Raw genomic sequence first — 16355 nt, forward strand, 5'->3', positions numbered from 1 at the left:
ACGCGGCGAGCCGGAACAGGTCTCGCCCGAACACTGGGACTGGCAGGATAGTGTTGTGACGATACGAGCTGCAGATGAAAGACCCGGGTCGATGTTGCTGCAGCTAAGGGTCTCGATCGTGGGCAGTGAGCCGGCCATCTGGCGGCTCCTTGAAATCGCCCCTTTCCTGACTCTGGACAGGGTGCACGAGGTCATCCAAACGGCGGTCGGCTGGCGGGATTCACACCTGCACTCCTTCACGGACACGGACCCCTATGTTCGTCTGCGCCCCGTGAACGGGATCGTTCGCGAACCCCGGCGTTGGGTCCCGCTCGATTTGCTGGAAGACTCCGACGAGGACCTGCCCGAGACGGACTGGACCCTGGGCCAGGTACTCACGCCGGAATCCGGTCCTCTGTTCTATGAATATGACTTCGGGGACGGCTGGATCCACCGCCTCGAACTCACCGGGACCCTCCCCATGCCAGCTAACGCCCCGAGGGCGCGGCTCGTGGACGGCGCACGGCGGGCGCCGCTGGAAGATTCCGGCGGCATCTATGGCTACCACGACCTGCTCGACGCCCTCGCGGACCCTGGCCACGAAAAGCACAGCGACCTTCAGGCCTGGGTCGCATGGACAGCCGGCCCATGGCAGGAATTCGACCCGGGACAGCTGGACATCGCTGCCATAAACAAGGAACTGGCCCTGCTGTTCCCTGCTCCCACTGCCACCGAACACGGCCCCGGAAGCGAATCACTGACCGAGGAACTCACCAACCGGATGCCTCCCGGACTACGACGCGAATTCCGTTCATACCTGCATGCCGCCGGCCTCGACGGCCCTGCAACGGTCGAAGCAGACGTCGCCGCGGCGATGACCGTCCCGTATCTCTGGCTCACCCGCCGCATCGGGTCCGAGGGTCTGTCCCTCACCGCTGCCGGCTGGCTACCGCCGGCCGTGGTCCGCGAGGCAATGACCGAGCTCAACTGGGCCAAGGACTGGATCGGCAAAATCAACCGCGAGGATCAGACCCTGCCCGTCCTTCAGCTGCGTGAAAGTGCCCAGCGACTCGGTCTGATCCGCAAGATCAAAGGCAGGCTCGTCCTCACACCCGCCGCCAAGCGGCTGCTCGATGATCCGGCAGGCCTGTGGCTCTTCCTGGCACGCGCCATTGCCCACCGGCACCGTCACGACTCCGAGCGTGACGCGACGCTGTTACTCCTGCTCGAGGTCGCGGCAGGGAAACGAACCGGCTGGGCTGACTACCTTGAAGCCGTCTCATTCGGTCTCGGCACACTCGGCTGGAGGACCCACACCGGAGCCGAACTGGAACCGAACACCGTCCGAGCACTCCTCGTCAACTCCCGAGAAGTCCTGCTGAACCTCGGCATCTTCGACGACCGCTTTGGACTCGAAACCAACACCATCAAGGCGCCAGGGCAAGCCTTCGCCCGCGCAGCCCTTCACGCATAGCCACTCGAGACCCCGCAAATTACCGACGCCGCAACGGACCCACATCCTCCCGGGCAGAGTTGAGCACTTGAAGCAGTGGTATCCGCAAGTTCCTAATACATCGGATCACCAGCAATTACCGAAAAACACGCCCGACAGGACTGCCTTCCTGGAGGTTTTTTCGGTGAGGCCACAGGCCAGTTGTGTCGTCTCCCCCGCAGGGCACTGTGCGCCTGCTGGATGCACTCGAAGTCAGGCTGCCGGAACTTCGCATGGCCGTCCTGGGAGTCCAGCCCTTGACCCTTCTCTTGCCCGCCCCACTGCGGCCACATAGGCTCATGATGTGAGTGGCGGGGACGGCAATCCGAAAAGCGGACCCGGCCCGCGACCCGTGAAGGAAACAAGCATGGCAACAGGTACAGTCAAGTGGTTCAACGCCGAAAAGGGCTTCGGTTTCATCGCCCCCGACGACGGAAGCGCTGACGTGTTCGCACACTTTTCGGCAATCGCATCCAGCGGTTACCGCTCCCTCGACGAGAACCAGAAGGTTCAGTTCGACGTCACCCAGGGCCCTAAGGGTCCGCAGGCGGAGAACATCCAGCCGCTCTAAGCGGTTTCAAAAAGCTGACCGGCACAAGCCGGTCAGCTTTTTTGTTCCCACGAATGCCCTTGCCATAGACATGCCCAACATGACCGCGATAAGGCCCGCCGACAAAGCTGATCACGCAGTCTGACATCTGCCGCTCCGACACTCCCCCGGGGTCGACACCGTTCACTGATAGCCGACGTTCCGTCAAGCTGCGCGCCTCAGTTGCTGGTGCTGTCCAGGGCCTCTTGGGCGATCAGGAGCAAGTCGTCGCGGTTACTGAGTTGCATTGAGTGCTCACCGTAAATCTCGACTGCAACATCTACGGCCGCTTGGGCGGTCCTTATATCCAGGGCGCGACAGAGAACCGCGATGTCGGGGATGTCCCGGTCCCGGCCGGCCGCGAGCTTCATGGCTAATAGGAACCTTGGTGAGGCGACGCGCAGCACGAGGTTGTCTGCGATTGTCACTTCTGCCGCTTCCGTGTCCTGTCCGTCCGGGATGTAGGCCCGTGCGGCGTTGTTCAGCCACCGCGGGTCCAGGCCCATTTCTTGTGCCATGTCCGTGGCTACGTCCTGCACCGTCTGGTCCGGGTGGTACACGGCATCGATGTCCGTCGTGGACCGCCGGGAGTCGAACTCGATGGCGATCGCCGCTCCGCCGACGAGATAGATATCTGCGCCGGCACCCACGGCGTGGAGCCGGCGGGACAACTCTACGAGAAGCTCCCGTATGTCATCCGATCTGTAGGAGGCGCGGCGTCCAGTTCTCATGCTGCGGCCAGGTTCGCGGCATCGAAGACGATGTTCGCTTCGGCGAATTCAACGGGCGTTCGTTCTGCCATTCGTTGTTTCCAGGCAGGCGAGACATGTTTGCGGGGGGTGGCATACCATTTCGACTCCAGCGGGGGAGTGCTCGTCCAGTCCGGCTCTTTAAGTCCGTGCTGATGGCATTTGTAGGCGAAGGTCCTGGCCAGCAGGGCGTCCCAGCGCTTCCGTCCAGTCGACGCGGGCCGAGCGCGGAGGAATCGTCGGCGGCCAGCTGGATCGAGATCGTCGAAATAACTGGCGGCCATGGAAAGCACGCGCATGGCGAAATCCGGATCGCTATTGCGCAGCTCCCGCTTGATCTCACGGGCTGCCATTTCCGCGGTCCAGTAGAGTTCCGGTTCCCGAGGGGTCCCTTCGATGGCCAGCCCGGTGCCCAGCTGGGAAAGAACCTTCAGGGCGGTGCTGATGGAGACGTTCCTGCCCTGCTCGAGATCAATGAGGGTTGAACGGCTGATACCGGTTGAACGGGCAAGTGCCTCCTGGGACAGGCCAGCATGGAGCCGGTGGCTTTTCACCTGCTCGCCCAGTTCCCGCGCGTCCTGGATTTTATTCAAAGCAATCACACTTCCATGTCGGATATATCCATCATAGTGTGCAAATGAGGCAGTCCACCCGCGCCAACAGCGTCTTTGGCACGAGGAAAAAATCGGGGCCTGACGGCTGGGCGCCATCTCGGAGGAACTCCCACCCGGGGTACCCGAGGCTGGAGCGGGCTTGGCCGCCGTGTGGGGGTCGCCTCGGCGGAGTCGCCTAAGACAGTGAACGGTGCCGGGCTCCACTAGAGAAGACTGGAAATGGGACCCAAGCTATAGCATGAGGCCTCTGACGGACCGTTCGGTCGCGTCGGCGCCATCCTGCAGCGCTTGGGCCATGAGGTGTCCGTACACCTGCTCGGTAGTCCGAACGGATGCATGGCCCAAGCGTCGTGATAACGCGAAGAGGGAAAGCCCACCGTCTTGGATGAGCCAGGAGGCATGTGTGTGCCGCAGGTCGTGGATGCGTGGTGTCTTTGTTAGGCCCTGCGCTTGTGCGGTATGGACAGCTGGCACCCAGTGGTGTTGCCAGAAGGGCTTGTGGGCGATGCGCTGGCCGTCGGGCGTTGTGAACAGCAGTTCGCTGCCGGGCCGCCTTGCGACTAGGGGGATGAGCAGGTCTACCAGGGCGGGGTTGAGCCCGATGGTGCGCTTTCCTGCCCTGGTTTTGGTCGGCCCGATGTAGTACTGGGATTGCCCGTCACGTTTCCACGCTTTGCTGATTCGAGCGGTCGGCGGTTTGGAGAGCAGATCGATATCGGCGACCTTGAGGGCGGTTGCCTCGCCGAACCTGGCCCCGGTCATGACCAGGAATTGCGCCAAAGTCTTGTATTGCGTCTGCAAGCCCTCGATGAGCAAGCTGAACTCGGCATGAGTGAGGAACAGGGCGTCGTCCTCTGCGCTTTCAACCGTGGGGAGCGGGACGCCGCGGCAGGGGTTGCGGGAGATGTACCCGAGCAACTCGGCGGTCTTCAGTGCAGCCGACAGCAGCCCGTGCAGGTTGTGAATGCTTTTAGGTGCGAGACCGTGGACGGAGAGGCCCTTTATCCAGCGCATGACGTCCCGGTACCCGAACTCGTCGACTGGTATGTGACCGATGGTGTTTCTAATTTGCCGGTCGAGCATCCGCTGGTACGTGCCGATGGTCCCGGGGGAGGGCCGAACCTGCAGGTCGATGTGTTCCTGGACTACTTCCGCGAGGGTGGGAACGCCCTGTTTCCCGGAATGGCCGGCAGGCTGCGACAACTCAGGCATCTGCCCGTTGTCATTCAGGTACGGCAGAAGGGTGAGGGCTTCCTGCTCTGACCTTAGGGTCAGACGGTGTTGATGACCGGTCCTGTAGTCCCGCCACCGCACCGAGACGGCGGTAGTCCCATCCCAACGGGCGCGGGTAACTATGCTGGCCACGATGACAGGCTACGCCCAAGCGAAACCATAGTCAGCAGAAAAGCTGACCTACCATGGGGTATGGCCACGAAGCGTCCTGATCCGGCACCAGAAGGCCCGGATCACTCACGGCAACAGCCCGGCAAAGAGCACAGCAAGGACAACGATCTTTGCCCCGGAAGTCAGAACGTGGCGCGGCGTCAAACTATCTACGAGGGGCTCAAGTACGTCCTGGTCCAGGACGCTGAACTTCTGGTCCGTCTCGCGGACGCCTAACGAACGGAACCCCGGCAGGGCGGATACCCCTTCGAAGCGTAGAACCACCTGTTGCAACAAACGAGGCAGAAACAGGTTATGGCTGGCTCCTAACAGAGCGGATGCCGGTCAGCCGCCAGCCGCGCTGGGGATGAACTGTGCCGTCTAGCAATACCGCGGTGCTTCCTCCTCTGCTCAGGACGCCCCTCGCCATCCAATTGACGCGTCAAAGCATGCCTGGCATTCGCGCTTCTATTTCACGGCGTCAGAATGATGTTAGTTTCCGCATTATTGACACCTGCTCATGCAGTTCTCAGATCCCACCCTGACAGTCGGAGGGCAAGGAAACCACGGCAGGTGTCCCGAGAAACGTCGAATAATCCGGGGATTCTGGGCTCATTGCAATCCGATTCGGGCGCGCGGTGGCGATATCGCGTGCTGTGACTCGATAACTCCGGAGAACAAGCCGGAGCTCCAACGCATAGCGACATTTGCCCTTATCAGGAGCGTTGACGTCAGGTTAGGGTGTGCCTCATAGAGCTATCGGAATCTTCTGCTGAGCGGGTAGGTAGTTTAGGGAATCTATTCAGAGAGCAGCCGGCATTAAGAACGGAAATTTGTCCTCGCTTTATTGACGACGCGCAACCAAGTTGTCATGTCCTCTAGTTACCTTCGCGCGATCTATTCGCGGCACTCCCGAGTTGTGCCGCAGGGCACTTCGTGGTCAACGCGAACGGTGTACTTGCCGTAATCGCGTTGTATGACCAAGATTCCCTGCCTGCGTTCAAGGGCGGCGGGTATGAGTGTGCTGATGGCACGGTTTAGCTTCTCGTCTCTGCTCTGGAGCTCCCCCAAAACGATGACTTCAAGGGAAAGAGGAAGCCCCGGGCTTGGGAATAGGCCGCTGCCCGTTAACCAGAAGCCAGCGCTGGCTTCCGGTTCATCCAACTTGTAAGACACAAGTCCTCCTTTACTAGTCAACTGCATATGAGATTGAGTCCTGGGTTCGGTCCTGCAAGGAATACAAGGACGGCCGAGGGAGTCAGCTGGGGGGGTGTGGCCCAAAGTGGACGAATCCCGATCCGGAGGCAAGCTTCCCTACAGCCTGCAGTGCGGAACATCTTCGGACTGATGGGACCTATGGGGGAAGTGTGCCGCCGAGAAACGCCGCACCCCCCTCGGCGGAAGATTTGGAGTCAGGAATCTGAACAGCAATAGGAAACGGTTGGAGGCCTGCAATGTTGGCGAAGCCGGCGGCATTGCCATTTAGCCGCGGATGGAGGCGCACATCTCCTTGGCGTTCTGAAGGACCCAGGGAAGGGCAGGGTTCCCGATTTCGTAGGCGGACCCAAGAGTTCGCGCCAGGCCCCGGCCGAGCTGGGCCAGGTCGGGTTCAGTCGGTTTCGGGGCAGCCGCAATAGAAGCAGTTCTCGTCATCGCAGTCATCCGTGACAGTGACGAGTTTTGAGGTGGAGGCTGCGAGAGTTTCGTCGAGCGCGGACGTCATACGTGGTGCCTAACTCTTAGTTCGTTGGTGTCCTGGCAGGGGCCGTTGCGAGTACCCCTGCCAGGAGTTATGGGACCGAAGGCGGGATTGGCCGCCCGTCTGGAAACATATTGGCCCAAATTTCTTTTGGTCCGGCTGAAGTTTGTTTGTCGTGAGTGTCCCAGACAGCCGTCGGGCTGATGCTGAGGCATCTTGGTGTTCATTCCAGTGGCTGCATGACCGTTCTGGGAACGGTCATGCGTCCCGTATTCTGGTAATGCTCTGGGATTATCTGGTGACGGCCAGAGGGGTAAGGGAAATATCCGGCAGGCCTGCCACGCCTTCGCGCATCAGACCTTCCAAAATGGTGCGAAGCGATCTATGCAGGTGGTCTTCTGCAAGTTTGTATGCTTCGTCCGCGTTGCCTCCGATGACGGCTTCGCAGATCGCGATGTGCTCGGCGAGCGATGTCGAGAAGCGGTTCGGGTCAGCGTGCGAAATGCCCCGCAGTCTTGCCGTCAAGCCTCGCTGCGCGGCGATGGTGGCGGACAGCCTGGTGTTGTGGCAGAGGCGGATGACTGCCTGGTCGAACTCTTCGGCGAGACTGTAGAAATCATCGGCAAGCTGATCGTCACGGCCTGCAGCGGCCCGGGCGTCTATGGACCGAAGGCTCTGCAGGATCTGAATAAAGTCATTGAGGAGCTTCGAGTTGTTGGCCGAGTCGACAGTGATCATTCGGATCGCGGCCGGTTCCAGAACCAGGCGGAACTCGAACAATGTGCGTACCTCGGCAAGCGAGATGGGCGCCACCTGGGCCACGGTGCCTGGGGCTACGGTTACCAAACCTTCAACTGTCAGCCGGCGGATCGCCTCCCGGACCGGAGTCCGGGAGGCGCCGAGGCGTTCGCCGAGAGCGACTTCAGACAGACGTTCGCCGGGAGGCAGCGCCAGGGACTCTATGTCGGCCTTGAGCCGCTGGTAGACAGCTTCTGCCTTACCTGTAGTGAGTGCCATTTTCTTGTTGCCCCTGTCACGCCGCGCCTATCCAGTTTCACCAGAATACGCTGTATCCATTCCTGCATTCTTTGTGCCGAACTCTGGATTTTCGTTAGAGGCCTGACGCTCCAAGAGTGATCAGGCGCTCCACGGACATCTCCTTAACTGCGTAGGCCGGCCCTTCCAGCCCGGTTCCGCTGGCCTTGACACCCCCGAACGGCATCAGGTCCACACGCGTGGATGACGTTTCGTTCACGTGGAGAGTGCCAACTTCCAGGTGCTCGGCAGCCCACAGTGCTGCATCCACGTTTGAGGTGAAAATGCCTGCGGAAAGTCCGTAGGGTGTGTCGTTTGCTTCCGTGACTGCTTCGGCAAGATTGTCAAAGGGCCGCAGCACAATGACGGGTCCGAATATTTCCTGGTCCATTACCTTCATTCCGCGCGTGACGTCGCTGAGGATTGTTGGGGCCAGGACGCTGCCGTTCAGCTCACCGCCAACTACTCGGCGGGCTCCGCCTTCAAGGGCTTCGTCGATCCACGTGCTGACGCGGGTTGCGGCAGCCTTGTCGATCAGGGGCCCAACGAATGCTCCTTCTGCGCGTGGATCGCCCACGACGCGTCCTGACAGAGACTCTGCCAGGGCGGCAGAAAATTCCTCGATGACCGGTCGCTGGACGTAGAGACGCTGCACGGACGTGCAGACCTGACCTGCCTTGCGGAAACCCGCGTTGACGACGAGGGGAGCGGCAACAGCGAGGTTCGCGTCAGCGCAGACGATGGTGCTTGAAAGGCTGCCGAGTTCCAACTGGGCTTTGCGGATGCCGATCTCCCGGCGGATGTGCAAGCCCACAGACGTGCTGCCGGTAAAGGCGTAGAAAGAGGGGACGGGGCTTTCCAGCAACCACTGTCCGACGGTCGATCCGCTGCCATGCAGCAGACCAATCAGCCCTTCGGGAAGTCCGGCTTCGAGAAGCAGTTCCACCAGTAGGGTCGCGGTGACGGGTGTGTTACCAGCGGGCTTAAGGAGCACGGCGTTGCCTGCTGCCAGGGCAGGACCAACTTTGTGGCAGACGGTGCTAAGGGGTGAATTGAAGGGTGTGATCGCACAGATGACGCCCAACGGGTGCCGGGTGGTGAAGGCTAAGCGCCCTGCACCTCCGGGGGCACCATCGAACGGCACGGTTCGTCCGGTGAGCCGGGCTGCTTCTTCACCGCTGATCCGCAGGGTCTCGACTGCCCGGACGGCTTCACGGTCCGCATCGGCGCGGGTGAACCCTGTATCTTTCACGATCGCTTCAACGAGGTCGGCGCGGCGTCCTGCCACGAGCTGAGAGGCGCGGGAAAGTACCCGGAAACGCTCGTAGCCGGTCAGCGAAACCTCGGAGACTGCCTTCTTCAAAGACTCCAGGGCTTTGTCGGTCTGCTCACGGTCGGGAACCTGGACGGTCGCTACCGGGTCGCCGGTGTAGGTGTCGTTGTAGGTGTAGCTTGATTCTCCGTCGACCCATTTGCCAGCGATAAACAACTGGATGTTCTGCATGCTTTTCTCCCTAGTCATCGCTGCTCTTTAGTACTGGGCCAGGTACTGGGCCGGGTCGATGACGGCGTGGATGACCATAGGCCGTGTCAGGCTGGTCAGATCCGTCGTGGCCTTTTCAAGCTCGGCTACCGTTTCGACGCGAACCCCGTCACAGTCCAGAGCCTCGGCGAGCTTCGGGATGTCCATGTGATCGATACGGGTGGCGGTGCTCGGGTATTGGAGCTTGATCTGCTTCAGTTCGATCCGGTTCAGGCTTTGGTCGCCGAAGACGACGACGGCCAGCGGCGCTCCGAGCTGGGCTGCTACCTGCAGCTCGGTCGCGACCATGGCGAAGCCACCGTCGCCAAGCAGTGCGACGACAGGCCGTTCGGGCATGGCGATCTTCGCACCGATGGCGGCCGGCAGGCCGAAGCCCATCGAGGACAATCCGTTGGTCATCAGCACCCCGCGGGGCTGGGTAGTGGTCCAGCCTTGGCCTACGAGCATTTTGTGTGATCCGACGTCGCAAGTGGCGATGGTGTCCGCGGGCATGGCCGCCCGGACGACGTCGAGGACATCGGTGGGGTTCATGGCGTGCGAGACACGGCCTGAGTAGTACTCGTCGCGCAGGGCCTTCCGGTGGGCCGCGACGTCGGCTTCACTCCAGCGCGGAGCACCCTTGAACTCTTCGGCGAACCAATTGAGGATCGAGGGGATGTGCCCGATCACTTCGTGGTCCGAAGCGATGATCTGGTCGGTGTTCGCGAAGGAATCCACATGAATTACCTTGGCCGACAGGGTCCAGGACTTGGAGAGCTCGATGGCGTCGAAACCGGCGGTGATGACGACGTCCGCACCGCGAAGCATGTCCCAGATGACCGCGCCTGAGGCCATTTCGATGACGCCGCCGAAGTAGGGGTGCTCTTCTGAGATGACACCCTTGGCCATTCCGCCGACCACGACGGGTGCGCCGAGGACTTCAGCGAGCTTGGTCAGGGCAGGCGTCGCGTTCGCGCGTACGGCACTGATTCCAGCGAGGATGACCGGACGCTTGGCACCGCGGATTACGTCGAGGGGGCTGGTGGTGATGCCTGGGGCGCGAACAACTGCGGCCGTTCCGGCGGCAGCCTCAGTGGGAGTGACAGTGTCGGCCGGCAAGCGGACCCTTGCGCCCTCCGCATCTGCTTTCAGAACGTCAGCGCCGACGCTGAGGTGAACGGCGCCGGGCCGGTCAGCTGCGGCTGTCCGCAGTGCCTTGCGCATCGTTGGTTCGATGGCGCCGCGCTCCACGCGCCCGGCCCACTTAGTTACGGGGCCGAAGAGGTCGCGGTGGTCTACCACCTGGTGGGTGAACCACTGTTCTCGTTCAGTCTCAATCTGGCCGGAAATTGCGAGCATCGGGACGCGGTCCAAGGTTGCAGCTGCAACGCCGTTGAGCAGGGCGGTAGAACCAGGTCCAAGGGTGGAGACGCAGGCGCCGATGTTGCCCGTCGCCTGGGAATATCCCTCCGCCATAAAGGCTGCCGAACCCTCACGGCGGGCCAGGACAACTTCGGTGCCCGTACGCTGGACTTGTTCAAGGAGTTCAATGGTGGGGTCGCCAGGGTAAGCAAAGACCTTGGGAATGCCGGCTTCGGAGATATAGCCGGCGATGACTGCTGCGTTGTTGCGGTCGGTACTCATATTTTGATTGATCCTTACGTCTAGGAATTGGCGATGAAGGGGAATGCAGTCAGGGAACCGACTGCGAGGACGACGAGGCAGACGACCACAGCGCGCCAGATGCCGCGTTTGAGATGGTCACCGAGACTGACATCGGTCAGTCCGATGAGAAGCAGGAAGGAAGCGACCAAGGGGCTGGATTGGTGCAGGGCCTGTCCGACGATGGAAGCCCGGGCCGCTTCGACAGGGTCGATCCCATGGAAGGCTGCCGTCTCACTCAGGATCGGCAGCAGGCCGAGGAAGAAGGCATCGTTGGAGAGGAAGAAGGTGAACGGGATGCTGAGCAGCCCGATGATCACCGCCATCAGGGGGCCGATGCTGTCGGGAATGATGGCCACCAGCCATTCGGCCATGGCTTTGACCATCCCGGTGCCGCCCATGACGCCGGTCAGCATTGCCGCAGCAAAAACCATCCCAACAACCGACACGACGCTGCTGGCATGTGCCTTGATCTGCTCTGCCTGTTCGCTGACCTTAGGGAAGTTGATAACCAGGGCCACTGCAGTTGCGATCATGAACACGAGTGGCGCAGCCAGCACGTTGGTGAGAAGCACTGTCATCGTCGCGATGGTCAGAATGAAGTTGACCCAGACCAGTCTGGGACGGGCTCGGGGCCTGTCGAAGACACCACTCTCAGCGATCGGAGCTGCGAAGTCCGGTTCGATCGTGAGGGTTGCCTGAGGCGTGGTCACGGCAGAAGATCCGCTGGAGGAACCACCAGCGCGCCCACCGGGGCGGGACGTCTCACCACGTGTCGGTGCCCTCAATAGACCGGGAGAGGTGTCGCTGAGCTGCAGCATGCCGATCCGCTTCTTTTCACCAATGCCCATGAAGACAGCAATGATCATCAGGGCGATGAAGCCGGCTCCGACGGCGGGTAGCATCGGGACGGAGATGTCGATGGGGGAGACGCCGAGAGCGGCCGAAGCCCTGACGGCTGGCCCTGCCCAGGGCATGGTGTTCATCAGGCCGTTGCCGATCGCGGCGATGACCGTGAGGGTTACGGGGCTCATGCCCAGCCTCAAATAAAGCGGCAGCAGTGACGAGGCGACGATGATGAACGTTGTCGAGCCGTCGCCGTCGAGGGATACCACCGAGGTTAGCAGGGCCGTTCCCACTGCCAGCCTGATCGGATCGTTGCGTACAAAGCGGAGGATGGCGCGGATCAGCGGGTCGAAAAGACCGACGTCGATCATTGTCCCGAAGAAGATAATGGTGAAAAACAGCAGTGCTGCCGTGGGCGCAAGAGCGACCAGCGCTTTGAGCACCATATCGTTGAGCCCTGCAGCGGCCCCTGCGAAGAGGCCGAACACTACGGGCACGAGAATGAGGGTCGCGATGGGAGTTGCCCGTTTGCTCATGACCAGATACATGAACACGGCAATCATCAGGAAACCGAATAGGACGAGCATCATTGGCCTTCCAAATTACTGGGGAGGTTGAGGCCTAGGCCCGCAGCGAGATTCCGGGTGTGAGGTGCGTTGCGTCAACGGCAGTCTCTGCCAGAGTCCACTCAACGCCTGAGGACGCTGCCAGTTCGCGCAGGCTGTCCAGAGTACGGTCCGGAATGGCAAGACCGGATCGGCGATTTTCTATATTGTTGCGTGCCTCGATCTCCCCAGGGAAGAAGACTTCGGCGATCCCCTCGGCCGGGGTGGAGGCCTTGATGCGGTCGAGAAGGTCTTCCATCCGCTGCTCGAATTCTGCCCTCGGCATGAGTCGTTTGATGTCGATTGTCAGGAGCAGGTGGCCGCAGCCGCTCCTGGCCTCGGGCTGGTAGGGGCCGGCCACGTCGGTGCCGTAGGAGCTGCCCGTGAGCACGCCGGCGAGGATATCGAGCATGAACGAGATGACGTAACCCTTGTGCCCGCCCATAGGCAGGATAAGACCGTCGATTGCGGCGCTGGGATCTGTCGTGGGGACGCCCATGCTGTCGGCGGCCCATCCTTCGGGGATGCTCTGACCACGTTCGCGTGCGAGGTAGATTTTTCCGCGGGCAACGGCCGTATTGGCAATGTCCATGACTACGGTGCCGTAGCGACCCGCGGGTACAGCGATTGACCAGGGGTTGTTCCCGACCATCTTTTGTCGGCCGCCCCAGGGGGCCATTGCAGGACTGGCATTTGTCGCTAGGATGCCGACCATGCCTTCATCTGCGCAGCGGCGGGTGAAGTAGGCGGCGGTTCCAAAGTGGTTGGAGTTTCTTACCGCGACGCCGGAAATGCCGTGCTCCGTGGCTTTCGCGATGCCGGTCGTCACTGCCTGGGTGGCGATGACCTGACCGATTCCTTCCTGTCCATCCAACACGGTCAGAGAACCGGTATCCGACACGGTCTGCACGTCGGTGACTGCTTGCATCGCACCTGACCGCAGGCGCGCCACATACCAGGGCAGACGCAGCATTCCGTGCGATGAGTGGCCCCACAGCTCGGCCTGGACCAGACTGTCGGCCAAAAGTTCAGCATCGGCAGGGGGAACCGATTGTGCTTCCAAGATGGCGGTTGCAAGGCGGGTCAGTTCGTCGGCGTCGACGGATGTGATCATCATTACTCCTTAGTTCTATTCATGTATACAGGTACGGATGCAGGTTAAGCAAGAGGTGGTCCGGAGCTGAATTTACGCAGTCGATTCAGTGCGGCTGGGACCGTCAATTGCCTGCTGGACAGCTAGATTAGGGCACTCTCAGGCATCGCGGGAAGGGTCATAGTCCTCGCGCAGCCTTGCTGGATCGCCTTGAATGACGACCTTTCCCCTGTTAGTCCGGCTCTACCTTGCGAAATAAACCTAGCGGCCTGTCCCAAAATCGCCGTGACGGTATACAGGCATGGATTCATTTTCGGCAAAAGCCTTGCATAGTTCGTAGTGCGAAACTAAAGTTCATTTCAGTCCAGCGACCCCGTGCCCTAAGTCACACCTCTCGGAGGTCACTGCTTGACCGTCAGAGCGACGGCCATCACATCTCGCAGAAGGCCAAGAACTACCTGTCGGAACAACCCGGGATGTAAAAGTTGGCAACCCTGAAGCCGGTTCATACGCAACCGACCGCAAGGGACTCTCGAGTTCGCAAGCCCACTATGTCGGAGGAACGATGACGTTTTTTTCGGGTACAAATTCCCGCGCGGTTACTACCGCCGGGGTACTGACCGCGCTACTGCTGACTTCTTGTTCAGTAGCCAATTCCCCAGAGAGCTCCTCAACGCAGGACACCGTACGCATTGTCCTGCCCGTCGAGCCCCCAACGCTCGAGCCCTGCCACGCCGCATCGACGGCCACCGGCGTCGTCGTGCGATCCAACATCACTGAACCTCTCATTGAACGTGATCCCTCGTCCGTCGAATTGAAGCCCCTGCTGGCAACGTCTTGGGAGGCGACAGGTGAGAAGGAATGGACCTTTAGACTCCGCGAGGGTGTCACCTTCCAGGACGGCACCCCTTTCAACGCCGAGGCGGCCGCGCATTCAATCAACCGGGTCCTGACTTCCAGCTTGTCCTGCACGGCCAAGACCCAGATGTTCGGCAACGCCAAGGTGCAGGCCCAGGCCTTTGACGACAAGACCGTAAAAGTCACCTCCGACCAGGCGGACCCACTTTTGCCGCTGCGCATTTCCTACGTGGAAATCGTGCCGACTGCCACCGCCGTAGACACAGCAGTGGTTCAGCCCGTGGGGACAGGTCCCTACAAAATCAAGCAATGGGACGCCGGTACCCGGCTCGTGCTTGAACGCAACGACAAGTACTGGGGCAGCGCGCCGACATATGCCACCGCCGAATACCAATGGCGTGCCGAGTCCACAGTTCGCGCGGCCATGATCACCAGCGGTGAAGCCGACATCGCCATGGCGCTGAGCCCTGCCGACGGGCTTGGAGAGCTGGGCATCGCCTACCCGAACAACGAAACGGTGGCTTTGCGACTCGGTGGCGAGATCGCACCGCTGACCGACATCCGCGTTCGGCAGGCCATTTCCTACGCCATCGACAGGGACGGCATCGCCAAGTCCCTCTACCCTGGCATCGGCGACCCCGCAGCGGACCTCATTCCACCAGGAACAGTTGGCTCCAACCCCGATAAGACACCATTCCCCTTTGACCGCGACAAAGCCAAGCAGCTTGTGGCAGCAGCCAAGGCCGACGGTGTCCCGGTGGACCAGCCCATCACAATCGTTGGGCGCAACGCACAATTCCCGAAGGTCTCGGAACTGGCCCAGGTACTCCGCGACGAACTCGCACAGATCGGACTCAATGTTCAGCTAAGGATGGTTGAAACAGCGACCCACCAGCAATACCAGCGCAGGCCCGGTGTCACCGACCAAGGGGCCATCGCACTGCTGGTCCAGCACGGCAACCAGTCTGGTGATGCTTCCTTCACGACGAACTCGAACTTCACCACCACGGCAGTGAACGGCGCCATGGGAACTGCAGAGTTCGACGCCATGATCCAGGCAGCCGCTGCCAAGTCGGGGGCCGAGCGTCAGAAGGCCTACGAGGAAATCTTCAAATTCCACGACGAGAAGATCAACCAGTTCGCCCCCGTCATGCATATGAGCAGCATCATCGGTAAGGCAGCACAAGTTGACTACACACCGAACGCGGCATCGGGAGACGAACTGCATGTCGCGGACATAAAGCCTTCCGGGAAGTAGACGGAGATGCTCGTATACCTCAGGAAAAGAATTATCAGCAGCGCCATACCCGTGCTGGTGGTGATCCTCGGAGTCTTCTTCCTTTCGAGGCTGACCGGAAACCCGACAGCCCTGTACCTTCCAGCCAACGCCACACAAGAGGCGTACGATGCCTTCTCCGAAGCCCACGGCTTCAACGACCCCATTCTGGTACAGATGGTCAACTACTTCACTGGAGTCCTCCGACTGGACTTCGGCGAATCCCTTCGCACGGGCGGGTCCGCGGCGGCGTTGGCGCTGCGGGCCTTCCCGGCCACACTCCAATTGGCAGCAATGACAATGATGCTGGCGATCATTGCCGCCCTCATCGTCGGCAGTATCGCAGCATTGAAACCTAACGGCATCGCTGACAGAATCTCAAGCCTGTTCGCAATGGCGGCAGCGAGTGTTCCCAACTTCTGGCTGGCCATCATGGGAATCTGGGTCTTCGCCATCCTGCTTGATTGGCTACCTACGTCAGGGACCCAGGCCGGCGCCGCATCGTGGGTGCTGCCGATCGCGACCCTCTTCCTGCACGCGTTCGGAGTCCTGGTCCAGATTGTGCGGGGATCCATGGTGTCAGCCCTATCTGAGCCCTACATCAAGCTGGCCCGGAGCAAGGGGGCCACTGAATCGCGCATCATTATCCGCCACGCCCTGCGCAATGCCGCTGCTCCCGCGTTGACCGTAGCTGGTGATCTGACCGTCAGCCTCGTCAACGGAGCCGTCGTCGTTGAATCCATCTTCGGGTGGCCCGGCATCGGCAAACTCATCATCGATTCCGTTCTGCAGCGTGACTTCGCCGTCCTGCAGGCGGCGGTGCTGCTCACCGCAGTCGCCATTTTTGCCCTGAACATCCTGATTGACCTCGGCTATGCGGCACTGGACCCTCGGGTCCGGACAACAGCCAAAGCCAAAGTCCGCAAGCTGACTGCCAGATAGTCCGCTGTGTC

Annotated in this window: 14 protein-coding genes; 5 read left to right on the plus strand and 9 right to left on the minus strand. The window is 61.0% G+C overall.

Going from position 1 to position 16355, the window contains the following annotated elements:
- Positions 1 to 91: 91 nt before the first annotated feature.
- Together AC3A4Z_RS13490 and cspE are read left to right on the plus strand one after the other, a co-directional pair.
- Positions 92 to 1453 carry a plasmid pRiA4b ORF-3 family protein gene (locus tag AC3A4Z_RS13490; protein WP_498712003.1) on the plus strand — a complete coding sequence of 454 codons (1362 nt, stop codon included), beginning with the start codon at positions 92 to 94 and terminating at the stop codon, positions 1451 to 1453.
- Between the two features lie 385 nt (positions 1454 to 1838).
- Positions 1839 to 2042, plus strand: a complete 204-nt coding sequence (gene cspE, locus AC3A4Z_RS13495) for a transcription antiterminator/RNA stability regulator CspE (protein ID WP_104046164.1) — start codon at positions 1839 to 1841, stop codon at positions 2040 to 2042.
- Between the two features lie 197 nt (positions 2043 to 2239).
- Here cspE and AC3A4Z_RS13500 read toward each other — a convergent pair whose 3' ends face one another.
- The 3 genes from AC3A4Z_RS13500 to AC3A4Z_RS13510 form a co-directional block, all read right to left on the minus strand.
- Positions 2240 to 2791 (minus strand): DUF6036 family nucleotidyltransferase, encoded by a 552-nt coding sequence (locus tag AC3A4Z_RS13500; protein WP_498712004.1) that lies wholly within the window; start codon positions 2789 to 2791, stop codon positions 2240 to 2242.
- Positions 2788 to 3519, minus strand: coding sequence for a helix-turn-helix transcriptional regulator (locus AC3A4Z_RS13505; protein WP_498712005.1), 732 nt, complete (start codon positions 3517 to 3519; stop codon positions 2788 to 2790). The genes AC3A4Z_RS13500 and AC3A4Z_RS13505 overlap by 4 nt, the downstream gene beginning before the upstream one ends.
- 135 nt (positions 3520 to 3654) lie before the next feature.
- Positions 3655 to 4788, minus strand: a complete 1134-nt coding sequence (locus AC3A4Z_RS13510; RefSeq protein WP_498712006.1) for a tyrosine-type recombinase/integrase — start codon at positions 4786 to 4788, stop codon at positions 3655 to 3657.
- Between the two features lie 60 nt (positions 4789 to 4848).
- Between AC3A4Z_RS13510 and AC3A4Z_RS13515 the strand changes: the two genes are divergently transcribed.
- The gene (locus AC3A4Z_RS13515; protein WP_498712007.1) at positions 4849 to 5043 is read left to right on the plus strand and encodes a hypothetical protein; all 195 of its coding nucleotides are present in this window, start codon (positions 4849 to 4851) and stop codon (positions 5041 to 5043) included.
- 660 nt (positions 5044 to 5703) lie between these two features.
- Here the strand turns inward: AC3A4Z_RS13515 and AC3A4Z_RS13520 are convergent.
- The 6 genes from AC3A4Z_RS13520 to AC3A4Z_RS13545 all read right to left on the minus strand — a co-directional run bounded on the left by AC3A4Z_RS13520 (position 5704) and on the right by AC3A4Z_RS13545 (position 13292).
- Entirely contained in the window at positions 5704 to 5982 is a 279-nt protein-coding gene (locus AC3A4Z_RS13520; protein WP_498712008.1) for a hypothetical protein, read from the minus strand.
- Between the two features lie 814 nt (positions 5983 to 6796).
- On the minus strand, positions 6797 to 7522 hold the full coding sequence (locus tag AC3A4Z_RS13525; RefSeq protein ID WP_498712009.1) for a GntR family transcriptional regulator: 726 nt from the start codon (positions 7520 to 7522) through the stop codon (positions 6797 to 6799).
- 94 nt (positions 7523 to 7616) lie between these two features.
- A complete protein-coding gene (locus tag AC3A4Z_RS13530) occupies positions 7617 to 9062 on the minus strand; it encodes an aldehyde dehydrogenase family protein (protein ID WP_498712010.1) in 1446 nt (481 codons plus the stop codon).
- A gap of 9 nt (positions 9063 to 9071) precedes the next feature.
- The gene (locus AC3A4Z_RS13535) at positions 9072 to 10706 is read right to left on the minus strand and encodes a thiamine pyrophosphate-binding protein (protein WP_498712011.1); all 1635 of its coding nucleotides are present in this window, start codon (positions 10704 to 10706) and stop codon (positions 9072 to 9074) included.
- 20 nt (positions 10707 to 10726) lie between these two features.
- On the minus strand, positions 10727 to 12133 hold the full coding sequence (locus tag AC3A4Z_RS13540) for a CitMHS family transporter (protein WP_498712012.1): 1407 nt from the start codon (positions 12131 to 12133) through the stop codon (positions 10727 to 10729).
- Between the two features lie 58 nt (positions 12134 to 12191).
- Positions 12192 to 13292: an Ldh family oxidoreductase gene (locus tag AC3A4Z_RS13545; RefSeq protein WP_498712013.1), complete on the minus strand. Its 1101-nt coding sequence runs from the start codon at positions 13290 to 13292 to the stop codon at positions 12192 to 12194.
- A gap of 736 nt (positions 13293 to 14028) precedes the next feature.
- Here AC3A4Z_RS13545 and AC3A4Z_RS13550 point away from each other — a divergent pair.
- Complete coding sequence (locus AC3A4Z_RS13550) at positions 14029 to 15384, plus strand: ABC transporter substrate-binding protein (RefSeq protein WP_498712014.1); 1356 nt, start codon at positions 14029 to 14031, stop codon at positions 15382 to 15384.
- Positions 15385 to 15390: 6 nt separating this feature from the next.
- On the plus strand, positions 15391 to 16344 hold the full coding sequence (locus AC3A4Z_RS13555; RefSeq protein ID WP_498712016.1) for an ABC transporter permease: 954 nt from the start codon (positions 15391 to 15393) through the stop codon (positions 16342 to 16344).
- Positions 16345 to 16355 lie beyond the last annotated feature (11 nt).

The sequence above is a fragment of the Arthrobacter sp. Soil_C_49 genome (assembly GCF_057656635.1).

Excerpts from the sequence above, each read along its gene's own strand:
- AC3A4Z_RS13555 (WP_498712016.1), top strand. The coding sequence starts at position 15,391 with ATGCTCGTATACCTCAGGAAAAGAATTATCAGCAGCGCCATACCCGTG.
- cspE (WP_104046164.1), top strand. The coding sequence starts at position 1,839 with ATGGCAACAGGTACAGTCAAGTGGTTCAACGCCGAAAAGGGCTTCGGT.
- AC3A4Z_RS13545 (WP_498712013.1), bottom strand. The coding sequence starts at position 13,292 with ATGATGATCACATCCGTCGACGCCGACGAACTGACCCGCCTTGCAACC.
- AC3A4Z_RS13540 (WP_498712012.1), bottom strand. The coding sequence starts at position 12,133 with ATGATTGCCGTGTTCATGTATCTGGTCATGAGCAAACGGGCAACTCCC.
- AC3A4Z_RS13490 (WP_498712003.1), top strand. The coding sequence starts at position 92 with ATGTTGCTGCAGCTAAGGGTCTCGATCGTGGGCAGTGAGCCGGCCATC.
- AC3A4Z_RS13530 (WP_498712010.1), bottom strand. The coding sequence starts at position 9,062 with ATGACTAGGGAGAAAAGCATGCAGAACATCCAGTTGTTTATCGCTGGC.
- AC3A4Z_RS13535 (WP_498712011.1), bottom strand. The coding sequence starts at position 10,706 with ATGAGTACCGACCGCAACAACGCAGCAGTCATCGCCGGCTATATCTCC.
- AC3A4Z_RS13515 (WP_498712007.1), top strand. The coding sequence starts at position 4,849 with ATGGCCACGAAGCGTCCTGATCCGGCACCAGAAGGCCCGGATCACTCA.
- AC3A4Z_RS13525 (WP_498712009.1), bottom strand. The coding sequence starts at position 7,522 with ATGGCACTCACTACAGGTAAGGCAGAAGCTGTCTACCAGCGGCTCAAG.
- AC3A4Z_RS13505 (WP_498712005.1), bottom strand. The coding sequence starts at position 3,519 with ATGGCGCCCAGCCGTCAGGCCCCGATTTTTTCCTCGTGCCAAAGACGC.
- AC3A4Z_RS13500 (WP_498712004.1), bottom strand. The coding sequence starts at position 2,791 with ATGAGAACTGGACGCCGCGCCTCCTACAGATCGGATGACATACGGGAG.